The organism is Ramlibacter ginsenosidimutans, assembly GCF_016654015.1.
Classification (GTDB): Bacteria; Pseudomonadota; Gammaproteobacteria; order Burkholderiales; family Burkholderiaceae_C; genus Ramlibacter; species Ramlibacter ginsenosidimutans.
Genome location: NZ_JAEPWM010000007.1, coordinates 108,665 through 125,659 on the forward strand (window position 1 = coordinate 108,665; position 16,995 = coordinate 125,659).

The following is a 16,995-nucleotide window of genomic DNA, read 5'->3' on the forward strand; positions in this document are numbered from 1 at the left end:
TCAGGCTTTCGAGTGTAGGGCCGTCCTCGCCTGCGCCACAAGGTCTTCCAGCATCAGTCCCGCGTTGAACGGGTGTTCTACCGTGCGGGAAGTCTCGGACAGGCTGCGCCACCACGCCGTCAGCGCCGCCACCGACCCGCCGGCCGGCAGGTCCGCGGCCTCGAAAAAGCGTGGCGGCGCGCCCGTGCGTACGGCCAGCAGGTCGTGGCAGAGCTTTTGCAGCGCTTCGACCAGTTGTCCAGGACTCCAGTCGGCCGGCAGCGCTGTGTCGCCCCGAACCAACGCCTTGGGCCATTGCGACCAGCCACGCGCGTCCAGTCCGGCGGCGTGCAGGCGCAGCGCGTCTTCCGGACGGCCGCCCGCCGCCCGCAGCAGGCCGGCTGCGGCTGCGGCGGCGACGCCCTCTTCCTGCAGCCACGCCACCGCCTCTTCGGTGCCCGGCCAGGTGAGGGTGTGGCCCAGGCAACGGCTGCGGATCGTGGGCAGCAACTGGTGCGCGGCCTCGGTCGCGAGCACGAAGCGCACGTCGCCCGGCGGCTCTTCCAGCGTCTTGAGCAGCGCATTCGCGGTGACCGCATTCATGCGCTCGGCGGGATAGACCAGCACCACCTTGCCGCGGCCCCGGCCGCTGGTGCGTTGCGCGAATTCCAGCGCATCGCGCATGGCATCGACGCGGATCTCGCGGCTGGCCTTGCGCTTCTTGTCGTCGATGTCGGCCTGCGCCTTCTCCGAGAGCGGCCAACCGCGTTCCAGCATGATGGTCTCGGGCATCAGCACGGCGAGGTCGGTATGCGAGCGGACTTCCAGCTGGTGGCAGCTGTCGCAGTGACCGCAGCCGCCTTCGGCGGTCGGCTGGTCGCACAACCACGCCTGTGCCAGCGACAACGCCAACCGGTACTGCCCCAGCCCCGAGGGACCGTGCAGCAGCCACGCGTGGCCACGCTGCTGCAGCAGTTGCCGGACTTGCGACTGGATCCAGGGCGCGTTCATGTGAGGATGCCCCGCGACCGCAGCCCGGACTCGAGTTCGGTCCACACCTCTTCGCGCGGCTGGTCGGCCTGCACGCGCAGGAAGCGGCCGGGATCCTGCTGCGCGCGCCGTGCGTAGGCCGCGGCCACGCGCTCGAAGAAGGCCTGGGGCTGCGCCTCGAACTTGTCCGGCACGCGCGCGCCGGACAGGCGCTGCGCAGCGACGGCGGGCGGCAGGTCGAACCAGACCGTCAGGTCCGGCTGCCGCAAGCGGCCCGCCGGCAGCGCCGGCACGGACTGGACCCAGCGCTCCAGCGTTTCCAGCACCGCGATGTCGAAGCCGCGGCCGCCGCCCTGGTAGGCGAAGGTGGCGTCCGTGAACCGGTCGCACAGCACGACCTCGCCGCGCGCGAGCGCCGGCTCGATCACCTGCAGCAGGTGATCGCGGCGCGCTGCGAACATCAGCAGCGCTTCGGTCAGCGGATCCATCGCCTCGTTGAGCGCCAGCGCGCGCAGTTGTTCTGCCACGGGCGTGCCTCCGGGTTCCCGGGTGAGGACCACGGTGCGGCCGCGCGCCCGCAGCGCCGCGGCGAGTGCCTCGATGTGCGTGGACTTGCCGGCGCCGTCGATGCCTTCGAAACTGAGGAAGAGGCCGCTCATTTGCCGCGCTGGTACGTATTGACCGCCCGGTTGTGCTCCCCGAGCGACGCGCTGAACTGGCTGGTGCCGTCGCCACGCGAGACGAAATACAGGTAGTTGCCGGGCGCGGGTTGCACCGCGGCCAGCAGCGAGGCCTTGCCCGGCATCGCGATGGGCGTGGGCGGCAGGCCGGGACGCAGGTAGGTGTTGTACGGCGAATCGGTCTGCAGGTCCACCTTGTGCAGCCGGCCGTCGTAGCGTTCGCCCAGGCCGTAGATCACCGTCGGATCGGTCTGCAGCGGCATGCCCACGCGCAGGCGGTTCTGGAACACGCAGGACACCAGCTTGCGGTCGGCCGGCTTGCCGGTCTCCTTCTCGACGATGCTCGCGAGGATCAGCGCTTCCTCGGGCGTCTTGAGGATGGACTCCGGGGCACGCTGGGCCCACGCCTGCGCCAGGCGCTTGTCCATGGCGCGCAGCGCGCGCTGCAGCACCTTCACGTCGCTCGTGCCCTTGGAATAGGTGTACGTGTCGGGGAAGAAACGGCCCTCGGGCATGAGCCCCGGACGCCCGAGCAGCTTCATCAGGTCGGCATCGGACAGCTGGGCGCTGTCCGGCCGCAGCTGGTCGGCGTGCGCGAGCGCCTGCCGGACCTGGCGCCAGTTCCAGCCTTCCACCAGGGTGAGGGCGCGCAGCGACTCCTCGCCGCGGGCGAGCTTCTGCAGCAGGCGCTCGGGCGTGATGCCGGGCTCGAGCTCGTAGCTGCCGGCCTTGATGCGCTGGCCTTCGCCCGAGATCCGGAACCAGGCATACAGCAGGCGCGGGTCGACGGCGACGCCGGCGTCCTTCACCGCCTGCGCGACGCCGCGCGGCAAGGTGCCCGGCTCGATGTCGAGGTCGAGCGTGCCGCTCGCGGACGGCAGGCGCAGCGGGTGGTGGATCCACCACCAGCCCGCAGCGCCGGCGGCGAGCGCAGCGAGCAGGGCCAGCAAGAAGACGGTTCTGATAAAGCGGCGCACGTCCCTGCTTCGATCCTTGGATAGTCCCGGCCATGATAATTCAGCCCATGTCGCATCCCTTCCACGGTGTCGCTCCCCTGCCCCATCTCGGCGTGATCCGCGCCCGCGGCGAGGACGCAGCCTCCTTCCTCCACGGCCAGCTCACGCAGGACTTCGCCCTTCTCGGCACCGGCGAGGCCCGCCTGGCCGCGTTCTGCAACGCCAAGGGCCGCATGCTGGCCAGCTTCATCGGCTGCAAGCGCGCGAGCGACGACATCCTGCTGGTGTGCAGCCGCGACATCCTGCCGGCCACGCTCAAGCGGCTGGCTATGTTCGTGCTGCGCGCGAAGGCGCGGCTCAGCGATGCGAGCAGCGAGTTCGCGGTGTACGGCATCGCCGGCGAACCCGCCACCGGCGCGCCCTGGACGCTCACGCGCGAGGGCGAGGCCTGCCGCATCGAGCTGTATCCGGCGCAAGGCACGCCGCGTGCGCTGTGGGTGGGACCCGCGGACGCGCCCGCCCCGGCCGGTGCGCCGCTCCCGCCGGCCCTCTGGCAATGGGGCGAGGTCTGCAGCGCGGTAGCCACGATCACGGCGCCGATCGTGGAGGCCTTCGTGCCGCAGATGCTCAATTACGAGTCCGTGGGCGGCGTGAATTTCAAGAAGGGCTGCTATCCGGGGCAGGAGGTGGTGGCGCGCAGCCAGTTCCGCGGCACGCTCAAGCGCCGCGCCTTCTTCGCCCATGCGCAGGCCGAGCTCGCTGCCGGCCAGGAAGTGTTCCAGGCTGCCGATCCCGAGCAACCCGCCGGCATCGTGGCGCAGGCCGCGCCCGCACCGGACGGCGGCTGGGACGCGATCGTCTCACTGCAACTGAGCGCCGCCGAAGCCGGCGACCTCCACGCAGGCTCCGCCGCAGGCCCCGGCCTGCAACTGCGCCCCCTGCCCTACCTCTTGCTCGCGGACGTCTGAGCCGGCGCGGCCGGCGCGAGCTGCGTGCGGTAACGGGCGGGAATGCTCGCCAGCAGCGCGTGGCGCTCGCGCTCCGACGCGCTCGCCAGCCCGGCATCGAAGGCGGCGAGCGCCCGGTCCGGATCGTGGAAGCCCTCGTCGTAGAGCCGGCCCATCTGCACCAGGCCGCGCGCCCGGCTCTCCGGCCAGTCCCGCATGCGGCGTTCCAGCAGCTCCCTGGCTTCCGCGTACGCGCCGGCCCGCGCCGCCAGGATGAAAGCGGTGTTCACCAGGTCGTAGTCGGCGATGCCTTCGGCCAGCGATGCCTGCGCCTTGGCCAGGGCGGCGGGCTCCTGGCCGGCGCGGGCCAGCATCAGCACCTCCAGCGAGCGCACGGCGGGCGCGCGCGGCTGGATCGCGCGGGCGCGGGCCAGTGCGACCATGGCCTGTTCGCGGCGGCCCAGCGTGTCGTAGCCGCGGGCCACGTTGGTGAGGATCACCACCACGTTCGGCCGCGACGCGAGCACGCTCTCCCAGATCCACACGGCGTCGGCCCAATCGCCCCAACGCGCGAATTCGTCCGCCACCATCGGGGTGATCTTGCGGTAGTGCGGATTGATGGCGATGCCCGCCCGCACCAGTTGCAGGACCTGGCGCCTGGCGCCGGCGAAGCGCGGGTCGTTCGGGTCGCCGGAGCGCGAGATCGCCAGCGCCAGCCGCGCCGCCCGCACCAAATCGCGCTCGGCCGCCTGCGCCTGCTGCGTGATGTGGACGGCCAGCACGAGGCAGGCCGTCGTCGCCGCCAGCGCCAGTTTCGATGCGAGGGGCGACCACGGAATGGCGCGCAGCCAGGACCGTGAGGCTGTGGCCAGGCGTGCGTCCGACGCTGCGAGCGCGCCCATGCACAGGGCGAACAGCGCGCCTGTGCTGGCCAGGCGCCACGGAAATCCGATGCTGCTGACCACCAGCAGCGCCAGCAGGCTCGCCAGCAACACCGCGCGCCAGGGCCGATCGGCATCGGCGAGCTCGCCCTGCGCGCGCCAGGTGCGCCGGGCTGCGCCGACCAACCACGCCGCGAGCGCGAGCAGCGCGATCCACCCGACCACGCCGTCTTCGGCCACGAGTTGCAGGAACTCGTCGTGCACGTAGTAGTCGGTCTCGATCTGCGAGCCGCTCGCCTCGTAGCGCGGGATCTCGTTCTCCCACGCGCCTGCGCCCAGGCCGGCGAGCGGGTGCGCCGCGATCGCCCGCAGCGTCGCACGCCACATCCCCATGCGCACGTTGAGCGAGTGGTCGCCGGGCGTGATGGACTGCGCGCGGTGCAGACCGCGCGTGATCGGCGTCAGGCCGTAGCCCTCGCCCGCGATGTCGGCGTTGCCCGTCGGCACGTTGCCGAGGACCAGCACCGTGCCTGCCAGGCCCGCGACGGCCAGCAGGCGCAGCGACGTGTTCCACTGTGCGAGAGCCAGCTGCTTCCTGCAGCGCCACGCTGCGAGGCCCAGCACGACGACCAGCAGTGCGGCAGCGACCAGCGCCGAGCGAGTCCCGGTCATCAGCAAGGCCGTGAGCACGAAGCCCAGGCTCGCCGAGAGTCCACCCACCTGCCAGGGCGTGCGCGCGCGTGCGAGCAGCAGCGCCCCGAACGGCAGCGCGCAGACGGTGAACTCGGCGAAGAAGTTGCGGTTCACGAAGGTGGATGCCGGCTGCGGCCCTTGCGGGAACAAGTCGAGGCCGCCCCAGAACTGCCACGCCGCCCACACCGAGGCGATCACCGCGCCACCATGCGCGCACCACGCCAGCCAGGGCAGCCGCTCGCGCGTGCAGGTGTTCAGCGCCAGCCACGCCATCAGGGCGAACAGGAACCAGCGCACCGCTTCGACGCCGGCGAGGTAGGGATGCGACCACGCCATGCTGCCCAGCGCGTGCGCGAGCAGGAGCACCGGCACCCAGAGCACCGTGTGCCAGCGCAAGGGCTCACGGTGCCGGCGTTGGTCCACGAAGAACGCCAGGGCTGCAGCGAGCGCGCAGAACGCGACGATGGCCGACTTCAGCGTGTCCTGCAGCATCTCCTCGCCGTGCACGCCCGCAGCCGGGGCGAGCAGCACGGCGAGGCAAAGCAGCCACGGCGCGAGACCGCCGCTGCGCTCGCCCTGCCCTGCATCTCGCCCGTCCCTGGTGATCGCCACCTAGCGGGCCAGCGGCAGCGCGCTGGTCATGGTGATGTGCGGGATGCCGGCCTCCTCGTAGGGCGCGCCTTGCGGCTGGAAGCCCAGGCGCGCATAGAAGTCGCGGGCGGTGCGCTGCGCATGCAGTTCGATGCCGCGGTCGCCGCGCCGCTGCGCCTCCGCGGCCAGTGCGCGCAGGACCTGCTCGCCGAAACCGCAGCCGCGCAGCACCTGGTGCACGGCCATGCGGCCGATCTTGGCGACGCCGTTGTCCGCGGGCAGCAGCCGGCCGGTGGCGACCGCCTGCGCCAGGCGGTTGTAGGCGACCGCGTGCACGGCCGTCTGGTCGGCCTCGTCCCATTCCAGCTCCACCGGGATGCGCTGCTCCTGGACGAACACCGCCGTGCGGATGCGGCTCGCCTCTTCGCCGAGCTCCGCCCACGTGCCCGTCTTCACCCGCAGCATCCCTTCGCCGGCCTCGTAGCCGGTGAGCATCTCGCGCAGCACCGCGGGCACCGGGCGCGAGGTCTGCGTGGCCGGGTCCGCGAACACGTACACCAGTTCGCAGGTGATCAGCAGTTCCTCCCCGCGGAAGATCGCGCCCAGGAACTGCATGGAGGAGTTGCCGATGCGCGCGCACTTCAGGCCGATGTCGAGGCGATCGTCCATGCGCGCCGAGGCGTTGAACTCCACCGTCGCCTTCTTCACGTACAGGTCGCCCTGCAGCAGGTGCATGGCTTCCTCGTACGGCATCGCGAGCGCCCGCCAGTAGTCCGCCACGGCCGTGTCGAAGTACATGAGGTAGTGGGCGTTGAACACGATCTTCTGCAGGTCCACTTCCGCCCAGCGGACCCGCAGCTTGTGGAAGAAGCGGAAGTCTTCTCTGTTCATGCCTGCCATGCGTGTTGCAGGGCCGCCGCGGCGTCCGCGTGCGCCTGCCGGGCTTCCGGCAGCGCGCGGCCCATCTTGATGAATTCGTGGGTGACGCCGCGATAGATCTCCAGGTCCACCGCGACGCCGGCTGCGCGCAGTTTATCCGCGTAGTGCAGCGCATCGTCCACCAGCGGATCGCATTCGGCCAGGCCGAACCACGCCGGGGCCACGCCTTCGAGGTCCGGCGTGTTCAGGGGCGCGAAGCGCCAGTCGTCGCGCTCGCCTTCGGCGATGTACTGGCCGAAGAAGTATTCGATGTGGGCCTGCTCCAGCAGCAGGCCCTCGCCATAGCGCTGGTGCGACGGCGCTTCCGGCCGGCCGGCGCAGCCCGGATAGAACAGCACTTGCAGCTTCAGCTCCAGGCCGGCGTCGCGGGCGAGCGTGGCGCAGACCGTGGCCAGCGTACCCCCCGCGCTGTCGCCGCCGACCGCCATGCGCCCGGTGTCGACGCCGAGGCTGGATCCTTGACCTTGCAGCCACAGCGTCGCGTCCCAGGCATCGTTCACCGCGGTCGGGAACCGGTGCTCCGGCGCGAGGCGGTAGCCGACGGAGACCACGGCACAACCGGCTGACTGCGCGAGGGTGCGGCACAGGGTGTCGTGCGAAGCGATGCTGCCGATCGTGAACCCGCCGCCATGGAAATACAGCAGCACCGGCAGCCCGGGCGCCGTGGCCGGTGCGACGAGGCGCGCCGGGACCTGCGCGCCATCGCGCGTGGGGATGCGCAGGTCCTCGACGCGCGCCATCGGCGGCGTGGGCACCTCGAGCACCCCGGCGCCGGCCTCGTAGGCGGCGCGCGCCTGCTGCGGGGAGAGCTCGTACATCGGCACGTGCCGGGCGCGCGCCATGCGCTCCAGCACCGAGCGCATGGCCGGGGTCAGTTCGGGAAACTGCGGAAGAAATGGCACGCGGTGGGCACCGTCGCACGGCGGCGGCTGGCTTACAGTGAGAGCCCCATCGTAAGGGACGCGAGCCATGGCCTTGATTTACTACGTGACCCAGATCCAGTTCGACTTCGGCGCAGTCCAGTTGCTGCGCCAGGAGTGCCAGCGCGTCGGCATCGCCCGGCCGCTGGTGGTGACCGACGCCGGCGTGAAGGCGGCAGGCGTGCTGCAGAAGGCGCTGGACGCCTTGGGCGACCTGCCCTACGCCGTGTTCGCGGAGACGCCTTCCAATCCCACCGAAGCGGCCGTGCGGGCCGCGACGGCCCTCTACCGGGCGCAAGGCTGCGACGGACTGATCGCCGTCGGCGGCGGCTCGGCCATCGACTGCGCGAAGGGCGTGGCGATCGCGGCCACGCATGAAGGTCCGTTGACGCGCTACGCGACAATCGAAGGCGGCTCGCCCCGCATCACGGACAAGGTCGCTCCGCTGATCGCGGTGCCCACCACCAGCGGCACGGGCAGCGAAGTGGCGCGCGGCGCGATCATCATCGTCGACGACCATCGCAAGCTCGGCTTCCACTCCTGGCACCTGGTGCCGAAGACGGCCATCTGCGATCCCGAACTGACGCTGGGCCTGCCCTCCAAGCTCACCGCCGCGACCGGCATGGACGCGATCGCGCATTGCATGGAGACCTTCATGGCGCCGGCGTTCAATCCACCGGCCGATGGCATCGCGCTCGACGGCCTGGAGCGCGGCTGGTCGCACATCGAACGCGCCACACGCGACGGCAACGACCGGGAAGCGCGGCTGAACCTCATGAGCGCGTCGATGCAAGGCGCGATGGCGTTCCAGAAAGGCCTCGGCTGCGTGCATTCCCTCAGCCACAGCCTGGGCGGCGTGGACCCCCGCCTGCACCATGGCACGCTGAACGCGATGTTCCTGCCCGCGGTGGTGCGCTTCAATGCGCAAGCGCCGTCGGTGCAGAAGGACCGCCGCCTCGACCGCATGGCACGCGCCATGGGTTTGCGCGCGGGCACCGAGATCCCCGACGCCATCCGCGACATGAGCGCCCGCCTGGGCCTGCCCTCCGGCCTGGCCGCGATGGGCGTGGAGCGCAGCATGTTCGACAAGATCATCGACGGCGCGCTGGCCGACCACTGCCACAAGACGAACCCGCGCGAGGCGAGCCGGGAGGACTACGTGCGCATGTTGGAAGAATCGATGTAAGGGGACGCCGAAGGCGGATAGCCGGCCCCAGAGGTGCGGCGGTTGAAGCGCAGGCCGTAGGCTGGTGTGAACCGCAGGCGAACCCCGGCTTGCTGCGCCACGCTGGATCGCTGGGGTTCGCGGTGCTCACCGCCAGCCTACGAGTGCGGGCCACCGTGAGTCTTCCCCGCAGGGGCCAGACTGCCCATCGTCGCGGCAGGCGGCGTGCGGTGCAGGCCCGCATCAGGGGCATCGCCTGGAAGCCGGTCCGGGCGGCGGAGCGCGGTTACGAGAGCGCAGCGTGTCGAACCGCGCGTACGTTTCATGCTACCGCGGCACTTGTCCGAGCAGAGAGTTTGACCGCGACCAGCGGGCAAACTCTCTGCGAGTTGTGCCGCGCGACGCCGCCCGGACCGGCTTCCAGGGGAGTCGGCGCGCAGCGCCGACCGATGCCCAGCGGGCCTGCACCGCACGCCGCCTGCCGCGACGCCCCCGCCCTCCGAAGAGCGCACCTCTTCGTGGTTTCCCCCGGCACCCTGCCGTATCAGCGCGCCGCGCGACTCGGCTCACAGCGCCTCGACTGCCCCTGCGTCGCCCTTCTCCACCCACTGCGCAAACTCGTCCGCGAGCTGCCGGCTCGCCTGCGCTGCGGCGGTCCAGGCGCGGGCGCGGGCCTGTGGGTCCGTGGCGTAGCGAGCGAAGTCCGTACGGTCCGGCAGCTTGCCATTCGGCAACTGCCGCACCCATGCAGGATCCGGCGCGAGAACGATCATGCGATCGAGGAACGAAGTTGCGCGGTGGCGCCACTTGAGGCCCTTGTCCAGCCAGCCGGGTACGACGGCCTGCTGGAAATGGGGGTACAGCACGAGGCCGGGACCGGGCCCCGATCGGTACTTCAGGTGCAGGTGGTAGTCCGTGATGCCGCCGTCCCAGTAAGCGCCGCGCGGCGCACCCGGGATGTCGTGCACGGCCTGCAGCATGAAAGGGATCGAACAACTCGCCTGCAGCGCGGGCTGGAAGTTGTCCTGCGTGAGCAGCACCTGGCGCGTGGGGAAGTCGTCCGTCCCGAAAGGCAGCGCGGCGGGCTCGCCCTGCTCGGGGGCCGAGAAAACCACGCGCTCCAGCCAGGCGCCCATGGCCTTGCGGTGCAGCGTGTTGCTCACGAACGCGCCCAGGTAGCCGATGGGCATCGCGATGCGATGTTCGCGCCGCAGCAGGTGGCGCCCGCGCGCCGTCACGATGTGCAGCCGGAAGCGCGGATGCGCCAGCACTTCCTGGACGCGGCCGCCGTAGAACCCTTCCAGCCCTTCGCTGAAACGCTGCGACACGTCGGCTGCGGTGGGCGTGCGGCGTCCGGGTGGCGCCGAATAGTCCTGCGCGATGTAGTCGCGCTCCATGCGCTCGAAGGCCTGCACCGCGTCGTGCAGGCACGCGGTCGCCATGCGCCAGGCGCCGATGGACGCGCCGACGAGATGCACCACGTGCTCGGTTCGCGCGAGCCAGTCGCCAAACAGGAAGCGGTCCAGCGGCCCGAGGATCAAGCCCTTGGGCCCGCCGGCGGCGGCAGGCACCACGCCCACATCGGCCGGACGCAGGCCGTGTTCTTCGACGTGCCGGCGCGCCAGGGGGCCGGCGTAAATGCGCAAGGCTCGCATCGGCGGTTCGACCAGGGGCTGCGCGGGTTCAGCCCAGCGCGATGGCCACGGCGCCCGCGCCCGCCAGCACATAGGCGAACAGCCAGGCGAGCCAGCCCAGTTGCCGCTGCGGCCGCGGCGCCGCTTCGCCTTCTTCCTGCGCCGGCCGCAGCAGCCGCTGCACCGCCGCCGTGGAATTGAACAGCGGCGACAGCGGCAGGCCCTCCGGCGCGCGATCCTGCGCCAGGGTGGCATCGCCGATCACGGTGGCGGCAAAGGCGTCTGCGGGTGACGAAGGCGTCACGCTCGGGCTCGTGCGCGAACGCGCGAGCATCGCGCGGCACTGCGCCAGGTCGCGCGCCATCCCCGCCGCGTCCTGGTAGCGGGCGGCGGCGTTCTTCTCCATCGCCCGGGCGATCACGACTTCCAGCTGCGGCGGGATCTCCGGGCGCCAGGTGCTCGGTGCCGGCGGCGTCGAACGCATGATGGCGTTGAGCAGCTCGCCGAGATTGCCGAACTCGAACGCCGGGTGGCCCGAGACCATCTCGTACAGCAGCGAGCCGAGCGAGAAGATGTCGCTGCGGTGGTCCACCGGGTGGCCGCCCACCTGCTCGGGCGACATGTACCTGGGCGAGCCCATCATCGTGCCGCTCTGCGTGCGCACGTCGGAGCTCTTCATGCGCGCGATGCCGAAGTCCATCAGCTTCGCGTGCCCGTCGGCCACCAGGATGATGTTGCCCGGCTTGATGTCGCGGTGCACGACGCCGCGCGCATGCGCGACGGACAGCGCGGCTGCCACCTGCGCCGCGATGTCCACGGCCTCGACCAGCGGCAAGCCGCCGACGACCATGCGATCCTTGAGCTCCGTCCCTTCCAACAGCTCCATCGCGATGTACAGCCAGTCGCCTTCGCGGCCGAGGTCGTGGATGGTGATGATGCCGGGATGGTTCAGGCCGCCGGCCGCCTTCGCTTCCTGGATGAAGCGCGCCTCGAGGTTGCGGCGCTCGGCGGAGGTCTCCTCCTCGGGCACCAGCAGCGTCTTGATGGCGACCTGCCTTTGCAACGAATCGTCCTCGGCAAGGTAGACGACGCCCATGGCGCCGCGACCGAGCTCGCGCAGCACGCGGTAGCGGCCAAGGTGGGTGAAGGGCGGATGCGGGGCCACGGCGGTCACCAGAACTTGTACTTCGAGATCGCGTGCTCCAGCTTCTCGGCCGGCGTGAGCTTGCGGGGCGGCTGCGGCTTGGGCTTGCGCGCGACGGGAGGCGGCGGCGGCACGAACACGTGCTTCAGTTCCATCTGTTCGCCCGGCTGCAACTGCACCTCGGTGATCAGGGGCGGCAGCTTGCCGTTGCGGACCTCGATGATGTGCGTGCCGGGCGGCACCGAGAGGCGCACGAGCGGCGGGGCCGTGCCCTTCGCGTCGCCGTCGACGAACACCTCGCCGGTGGGCTTGATGTCCAGCACGAGGATGGCCGGCCGGTGCGCTTCCTCGTAGCGCTCGCGCATCTGCCGCGCGGCCAGTCCGGCCGCCAGCAACAGCATCATCCCCAGCACGCCGGCAAGGGCGCGCCGCACGGCACGCCGCCGGGCGGGCACCGGATCGAACACGAACAAGGTGTGCGAGCGCAGGCGCTCGTCGACCATTTCGCCCGCGGGCCGCAGGGTCTCCGCCTGCCGGGGCGAGCGTGCCGCCAGGGCTTCGCGGAAGGACTGCGACATGAGCACCGTCTGCGGGCCGTGGAAGCCGGCCAGCGCCGCGGCCGTGGCTATGCCATCGCCCTGCACCCGGACCTGCGTGACGGTGTCGCCGCTGGCGCGCACCGGCCCGTGGTGCAGGCCGATGCCGACGTCCCCGTCCGTGGTGCTCAGGGCGGCGAGCCGCGCAGCCTGCAAGGCCTGGGCCGGATCGCCTTCGCCCACCACGGCAAGGCCGTCGGCGGCCTCGAGTACCACGCGACGGTCCTCGGACCAGGCGGCCAGCGCGGTGCGCACCGTGGCGGCCAGCTCGGTGCGGCGACGGGATTGCTCGCTCGGGAGGGACTCTGCCCACCCGCGCATCCGCAGGAACAGCACGCTCGCCGGCACCGGAAGCGGTGCGGACTCGGCGTTCATCCGCGACGGCAGCTGTGGAACATGCGCTTATTGTGGCCCGGGTGCGGCCGGGCCCCGCCAGCTATTTGCGCAAACCCTGCAGTTTGGCAAATGCGCCCTGCATCGCGCCGCCAATTGCGGGATTGTTTGTTGCGCGTTGGCCGCGTCCCGCGCCCTCGAAGCGGTTCTCGCGCGGGCCGTCGCGGCGCGCCACCGGCGCCCCGAGCTTCATGGTGAGGCTGATGCGCTTGCGCACCGGGTCCACCTCCAGCACCTTCACCTTCACGATGTCGCCGGTCTTCACGACCTCGCGCGCATCGTTCACGAACTTGTGCGAGAGCTGGCTCACGTGCACCAGGCCGTCCTGGTGCACGCCCAGGTCGACGAACGCGCCGAAGGCCGCGACGTTGCTCACCGTGCCTTCCAGCTCCATGCCGGGCTGCAGGTCGGCGATGTCGTCCACGCCCTCGTTGAAGCGCGCGACCTTGAAGTCCGGACGCGGGTCGCGCCCCGGCTTCTCCAGCTCGCCGAGGATGTCCCTGACCGTGATCACGCCGAACTGCTCGTTGGCGAACAGCTCCGGGCGCAGCGTCTTGAGCATCTCGGCGCGGCCCATGATCTCCTGCACCGGCTTCTTCGCGTGGGCGAGGATCTTCTCCACCACCGGGTAGGTTTCCGGGTGCACGCCGGTCATGTCCAGCGGGTTGTCGCCGTCGCGGATGCGCAGGAAGCCCGCGCTCTGCTCGAACGTCTTGGGGCCGAGCCCGCTCACCTGCAGCAGTTGCTGGCGGCTGCGGAAGGCGCCGTTGGCCTCCCGCCATTGCACGACCGCCTTTGCCACCGAGGGCGAGAGGCCGGACACACGCGAGAGCAGCGGGGCGCTCGCGGTGTTGAGGTCCACGCCGACCGCGTTCACGCAGTCTTCCACCACCGCCTCCAGCGTGCGCGCCAGCTCGCTCTGGTTCACGTCGTGCTGGTACTGGCCCACGCCGATGGACTTCGGGTCGATCTTGACAAGTTCGGCCAGCGGGTCCTGCAGGCGGCGCGCGATGCTGGCGGCACCGCGCAGGCTCACGTCCACGTTGGGCATTTCCTGCGATGCGTACTCGCTCGCGGAATACACCGATGCGCCGGCCTCGCTCACCACCACGCGCTGGATCTCCTGGCCCAGACCCTTCACGAGGTCGCCCGCCAGCTTGTCGGTCTCGCGGCTGGCGGTGCCGTTGCCGATGGCGATCAGGTTGACGCCGTGCTTGAGGCACAGCTGCCCGAGCACGGCGAGAGAGCCCTGCCAGTCGCGGCGCGGCTCGTGCGGATACACCGTGGCGGTGTCCACCAGCTTGCCCGTCGCATCGACGACCGCCACCTTCACGCCGGTCCGGATACCTGGGTCGAGGCCCATCACCACGCGCGGGCCGGCCGGCGCGGCCAGCAGCAGGTCGCGCAGGTTCTCGGCGAACACCTTGATCGCCACCTTCTCCGCGTCTTCGCGCAGGCGCGAGAACAGGTCGCGCTCGGTGGACAGCGACAGCTTCACGCGCCACGTCCACGCGACGCACTTGCGCAGCAGGTCGTCGGCGGCCCGCTTCTGGTGGCTCCAGCCCAGGCGCAGCGCGATCTTCCCTTCGGCAATCGAAGGCTGGCCGGGCTCGGGGTCGACCGGCAGCGCCAGCTTCACCTCCAGGATGTCCTGCGCGCGGCCACGGAACACCGCCAGCGCGCGGTGCGACGGCACCTTGCCGATCGGCTCGTCGTAGTCGAAGTAGTCGCGGAACTTCGCGACGTCCGGATGGTTCTCGTCCTTGCCGGCCGCGAGCTTGGACTTCAGCAGCCCCTCGGTCCAGAGCCATTCGCGCAGCGACTGCACCAGCGGGGCGTCCTCGGCCCAGCGCTCCGACAGGATGTCGCGCACGCCATCGAGCACGGCCGCGACGGTCGTGAAGTCCTCGCCGCCCTCGCCCTTCTCCTTCTTCACGAAAGGCTGGGCTTCCGCAGCCGGATCGCGGGTGGGGTCGGCCCACAGCAGGTCGGCCAGCGGCTCGATGCCGGCTTCGCGCGCGATCTGGCCCTTGGTGCGCCTCCTGGGCTTGTACGGGAGATACAGGTCCTCCAGCTCCTGCTTGGTCGGCGCGGCCTCCACGGCGGCGCGCAGCTCGGGCGTGAGCTTGCCCTGCTCGTCAATGCTCTTGAGCACGGCTTCGCGCCGCTCTTCCAGCTCGCGCAGGTAGGAGAGCCGGGCTTCCAGCTCGCGCAGGTGGATGTCGTCGAGGCCGCCGGTGGCCTCCTTGCGGTAGCGCGCGATGAAGGGGACGCTGGCGCCGCCATCGAGGAGGTCCACGGCGGCGCGGACCTGTTCTTCCCGGACGCGGAGTTCGGCGGCGATCTGCCGCAGGATTTTTTGCACGGTGTTACTGCTGGGGAGAACCATCGGGAAGCGCGCGAGTTTGCCACACGCCCACCCACAGCTCTTTAAGGCGCTGGCTGACAGTCGCGAGTGGTATACGGAAGAGAATGCCTGCAACACAAGGAGGTTTACATGCGCACCCGCACCATCCTGCTGGTTGTGGCCATCCTGCTCGTCGCAGGCTTCGCCGCGCTGAACTGGGGCGAAGTGGTCCGCCCCACGACGCTGTTGTTCGGTCCCATCGCGGCTGATGCGCCGCTCGGCCTCATCCTGCTGACCCTGCTCGCCCTGACGCTCGTGCTGTTCCTGGTTTCGAGCATTGCGATGCGCACGCAGTCGCTGATCGACTACCGCCAGCACCACAAGACCCTGGAAGCGCAGCGTGAGCTGGCCGACAAGGCGGAGGCTTCCCGCTTCGTGGACCTGCGCCAGCAGCTGGACACCCACCTGAAGGAAATGCGCGAGCGCGACGCCATTGCGGCCTCGGAGTTCGACAAGGCGATGCTGCAAACCCGCCGCGAGCTGCAGGTGCAGATGGAGCAGATCAACCGCACGATCGCCGCGCGCATGACCGAGCTGGAGAACCGGCTCGACGGCCGCGTCAACCGGATGGGCGTGCCGCCCGTGACCCCGAACGTGCCGCCGATGCAGGAGTCCGTGGCTGCGCGCGAGGCCCGCGAGGCCGGTGTGCGGGAAGAGGAGCGCATCCGCCAGGACAGCGAACGCGAACAGCGCGAGGTCCGGCGCGAGGAGCGAGCGACCGCAGCCGACAAGCCGAGCGAGTCGGGCTGGCGCAAGTGGTTCTGAGCGGCTAAGGTGACTGCCTGGCGGCATCCGCCGTCCGGGAGTCGCCGATGCGCGCCATCCTTTTCCTTTGCGTGTTCGGTGCCGCGAGCATGCCGCTTGCGGCACAGTCGCTCGCCTGCCGCGCCCAGTCGCCGGCGACGCGCACGCCCGTCGTCGAGCTGTACACCTCCGAAGGCTGCAGTTCCTGCCCACCCGTGGACCGGTGGCTGTCGGGACTGAAGCAGGCCGCTGCCGCGGGGCAAGTGGTGGCCGAAGGCTTCCACGTGAGCTACTGGGACTCGCTGGGCTGGATCGACCGGTTCGCCTCCCCCGCGAACAACGCGCGCCAGCGGCAACTGGCGGTGCGCTCGGGCTCCGCGCAGGTCTACACACCGCAACTCGTGCGGGACGGCCGGGAGGCGCACGACTTCGACGCGCCCTTTGCGGGCTCGCGGGAAGCGGCCGGCGCCGTGATCCGGATGCAGTGGCAGGACGGCCAGGCGCTCGCGCAGGTCACGCCGGCGACGGCAGGAACGCGCTGGGACGCGTACTGGACGGTCACCGAGCACGCGCATGCGAGCAAGGTGCGGGCCGGCGAGAACGCGGGCGAGTTCCTGCAGCATGACTTCGTCGTCCGCCAATTCGTTGCCGTCGGCACGCACGAAGGACCCGGCCAGCTGGCACTGCGGCCGATCGCCCCCACGGCGGGACATCCGCAGCAGGTGAACCTGGTGGTCGAGGAGGCCGGGACCGGCAGGCCGCTGCAGGCGCTCAGCCTGCAGTGCGGCGCCTAGTCGAACAGGCCCGGTGCGCCACCGAGGCGGGCGCCCTCGATCTCCAGCATGCGCAGCTTCGTGAGCGCCCCGCCCTCCGCAGAGAAGCCGCCGGAGCGGCCGCCGGCCGCGAGCACGCGATGGCAGGGCACCACCGGTGCGAAGGGGTTGTGTCCCAGCGCCTGGCCAACGGCGCGCGCAGCGCCGGGTTCGCCCACCCGCCGCGCAACCTCGCCATAGGTCAGCAGTTCTCCCGGCGGGATCGCCCGCGCGATGGCATAGACACGCTGGTGGAACGCGGGGACGCCGCTGAAATCGAGCGGGAGATCGGCCAGGTCGTCGCGCGCGCCTTGCAGCAGCGCCTGGATGCGGACGATCGCCTCCTGCACCCACGCAGGCGGATCGCTCTCGGGCAGCGCGCCCGTGTACCGCTGCAGCCTGGCGGCCGTGCCGGCCCGCGTGCTTTCCGGCAACTGCACGGCGGCGATGGCGGCTTCGCTCCACGCGATGGCGCAGGCGCCGATCGCCGTGTCGAACAGGCAGAAGCCCAGCGCGCCGGCCAT

General features: G+C 70.9%; 15 protein-coding genes. 4 read left to right on the plus strand and 11 right to left on the minus strand.

Translation table 11 applies throughout. The annotated features are described in order from the left end of the window. Genes JJB11_RS16845 through mltG form a run of 3 tightly spaced genes read right to left on the minus strand, consistent with a single transcriptional unit; the run spans nucleotide 1 to nucleotide 2,626 of the window. Nucleotides 1-990 (minus strand): DNA polymerase III subunit delta', encoded by a 990-nt coding sequence (locus JJB11_RS16845; RefSeq protein WP_201173893.1) that lies wholly within the window; start codon nucleotides 988-990, stop codon nucleotides 1-3. Next, complete coding sequence (gene tmk, locus JJB11_RS16850; RefSeq protein ID WP_201173896.1) at nucleotides 987-1,628, minus strand: dTMP kinase; 642 nt, start codon at nucleotides 1,626-1,628, stop codon at nucleotides 987-989. The genes JJB11_RS16845 and tmk overlap by 4 nt, the downstream gene beginning before the upstream one ends. Beyond that, nucleotides 1,625-2,626, minus strand: a complete 1,002-nt coding sequence (gene mltG, locus JJB11_RS16855; protein ID WP_201173899.1) for an endolytic transglycosylase MltG — start codon at nucleotides 2,624-2,626, stop codon at nucleotides 1,625-1,627. The genes tmk and mltG overlap by 4 nt, the downstream gene beginning before the upstream one ends. 47 nt (nucleotides 2,627-2,673) lie before the next feature. Here mltG and ygfZ point away from each other — a divergent pair, with 47 nt between their 5' ends. After that, nucleotides 2,674-3,573: a CAF17-like 4Fe-4S cluster assembly/insertion protein YgfZ gene (ygfZ, locus tag JJB11_RS16860; protein ID WP_201173902.1), complete on the plus strand. Its 900-nt coding sequence runs from the start codon at nucleotides 2,674-2,676 to the stop codon at nucleotides 3,571-3,573. Here the strand turns inward: ygfZ and JJB11_RS16865 are convergent. Genes JJB11_RS16865 through JJB11_RS16875 form a run of 3 tightly spaced genes read right to left on the minus strand, consistent with a single transcriptional unit; the run spans nucleotide 3,549 to nucleotide 7,519 of the window. After that, nucleotides 3,549-5,738, minus strand: coding sequence for an O-antigen ligase family protein (locus JJB11_RS16865; protein WP_201173905.1), 2,190 nt, complete (start codon nucleotides 5,736-5,738; stop codon nucleotides 3,549-3,551). The two genes, ygfZ and JJB11_RS16865, sit on opposite strands and share 25 nt — an antisense overlap. Continuing rightward, the gene (locus tag JJB11_RS16870) at nucleotides 5,739-6,608 is read right to left on the minus strand and encodes a YbgC/FadM family acyl-CoA thioesterase (RefSeq protein ID WP_201173908.1); all 870 of its coding nucleotides are present in this window, start codon (nucleotides 6,606-6,608) and stop codon (nucleotides 5,739-5,741) included. Then, entirely contained in the window at nucleotides 6,605-7,519 is a 915-nt protein-coding gene (locus JJB11_RS16875) for an alpha/beta hydrolase (protein ID WP_201174328.1), read from the minus strand. Before JJB11_RS16875 ends, JJB11_RS16870 begins: the two co-directional genes overlap by 4 nt. 106 nt (nucleotides 7,520-7,625) lie before the next feature. On the opposite strand from JJB11_RS16875, the gene JJB11_RS16880 reads away from it, so the two are divergent. After that, nucleotides 7,626-8,762: an iron-containing alcohol dehydrogenase gene (locus tag JJB11_RS16880; protein WP_201173911.1), complete on the plus strand. Its 1,137-nt coding sequence runs from the start codon at nucleotides 7,626-7,628 to the stop codon at nucleotides 8,760-8,762. Nucleotides 8,763-9,307: 545 nt separating this feature from the next. On the opposite strand, the gene JJB11_RS16885 is transcribed toward JJB11_RS16880, so the two are convergent. The 4 genes from JJB11_RS16885 to JJB11_RS16900 form a co-directional block, all read right to left on the minus strand. Then, nucleotides 9,308-10,396 carry a phospholipase gene (locus JJB11_RS16885; RefSeq protein WP_201173914.1) on the minus strand — a complete coding sequence of 363 codons (1,089 nt, stop codon included), beginning with the start codon at nucleotides 10,394-10,396 and terminating at the stop codon, nucleotides 9,308-9,310. 28 nt (nucleotides 10,397-10,424) lie between these two features. Next, entirely contained in the window at nucleotides 10,425-11,540 is a 1,116-nt protein-coding gene (locus JJB11_RS16890; RefSeq protein ID WP_207190050.1) for a protein kinase domain-containing protein, read from the minus strand. Between the two features lie 5 nt (nucleotides 11,541-11,545). Then, on the minus strand, nucleotides 11,546-12,490 hold the full coding sequence (locus JJB11_RS16895) for a nucleotidyl cyclase domain-containing protein (RefSeq protein ID WP_201173925.1): 945 nt from the start codon (nucleotides 12,488-12,490) through the stop codon (nucleotides 11,546-11,548). 61 nt (nucleotides 12,491-12,551) lie between these two features. Continuing rightward, the gene (locus JJB11_RS16900) at nucleotides 12,552-14,873 is read right to left on the minus strand and encodes a Tex family protein (protein WP_340643159.1); all 2,322 of its coding nucleotides are present in this window, start codon (nucleotides 14,871-14,873) and stop codon (nucleotides 12,552-12,554) included. Between the two features lie 132 nt (nucleotides 14,874-15,005). Between JJB11_RS16900 and JJB11_RS16905 the strand changes: the two genes are divergently transcribed. Next, a complete protein-coding gene (locus tag JJB11_RS16905; RefSeq protein ID WP_201173929.1) occupies nucleotides 15,006-15,680 on the plus strand; it encodes a hypothetical protein in 675 nt (224 codons plus the stop codon). A 47-nt stretch (nucleotides 15,681-15,727) separates the two neighbouring features. Beyond that, nucleotides 15,728-16,453 carry a DUF1223 domain-containing protein gene (locus JJB11_RS16910; RefSeq protein WP_201173930.1) on the plus strand — a complete coding sequence of 242 codons (726 nt, stop codon included), beginning with the start codon at nucleotides 15,728-15,730 and terminating at the stop codon, nucleotides 16,451-16,453. On the opposite strand, the gene JJB11_RS16915 is transcribed toward JJB11_RS16910, so the two are convergent. Next, complete coding sequence (locus JJB11_RS16915) at nucleotides 16,450-16,995, minus strand: methylated-DNA--[protein]-cysteine S-methyltransferase (protein WP_201173932.1); 546 nt, start codon at nucleotides 16,993-16,995, stop codon at nucleotides 16,450-16,452. The genes JJB11_RS16910 and JJB11_RS16915 overlap by 4 nt on opposite strands.

Bases quoted from the DNA above. Each gene is read 5' to 3' on its own strand.
- JJB11_RS16845 (WP_201173893.1), bottom strand. From the start codon at position 990: ATGAACGCGCCCTGGATCCAGTCGCAAGTCCGGCAACTGCTGCAGCAG.
- tmk (WP_201173896.1), bottom strand. From the start codon at position 1,628: ATGAGCGGCCTCTTCCTCAGTTTCGAAGGCATCGACGGCGCCGGCAAG.
- ygfZ (WP_201173902.1), top strand. From the start codon at position 2,674: ATGTCGCATCCCTTCCACGGTGTCGCTCCCCTGCCCCATCTCGGCGTG.
- JJB11_RS16870 (WP_201173908.1), bottom strand. From the start codon at position 6,608: ATGAACAGAGAAGACTTCCGCTTCTTCCACAAGCTGCGGGTCCGCTGG.
- JJB11_RS16875 (WP_201174328.1), bottom strand. From the start codon at position 7,519: ATGCGCTCGGTGCTGGAGCGCATGGCGCGCGCCCGGCACGTGCCGATG.
- JJB11_RS16880 (WP_201173911.1), top strand. From the start codon at position 7,626: ATGGCCTTGATTTACTACGTGACCCAGATCCAGTTCGACTTCGGCGCA.
- JJB11_RS16885 (WP_201173914.1), bottom strand. From the start codon at position 10,396: ATGCGAGCCTTGCGCATTTACGCCGGCCCCCTGGCGCGCCGGCACGTC.
- JJB11_RS16895 (WP_201173925.1), bottom strand. From the start codon at position 12,490: ATGAACGCCGAGTCCGCACCGCTTCCGGTGCCGGCGAGCGTGCTGTTC.
- JJB11_RS16905 (WP_201173929.1), top strand. From the start codon at position 15,006: ATGCGCACCCGCACCATCCTGCTGGTTGTGGCCATCCTGCTCGTCGCA.
- JJB11_RS16910 (WP_201173930.1), top strand. From the start codon at position 15,728: ATGCGCGCCATCCTTTTCCTTTGCGTGTTCGGTGCCGCGAGCATGCCG.
- JJB11_RS16915 (WP_201173932.1), bottom strand. From the start codon at position 16,995: ATGGCCGGCGCGCTGGGCTTCTGCCTGTTCGACACGGCGATCGGCGCC.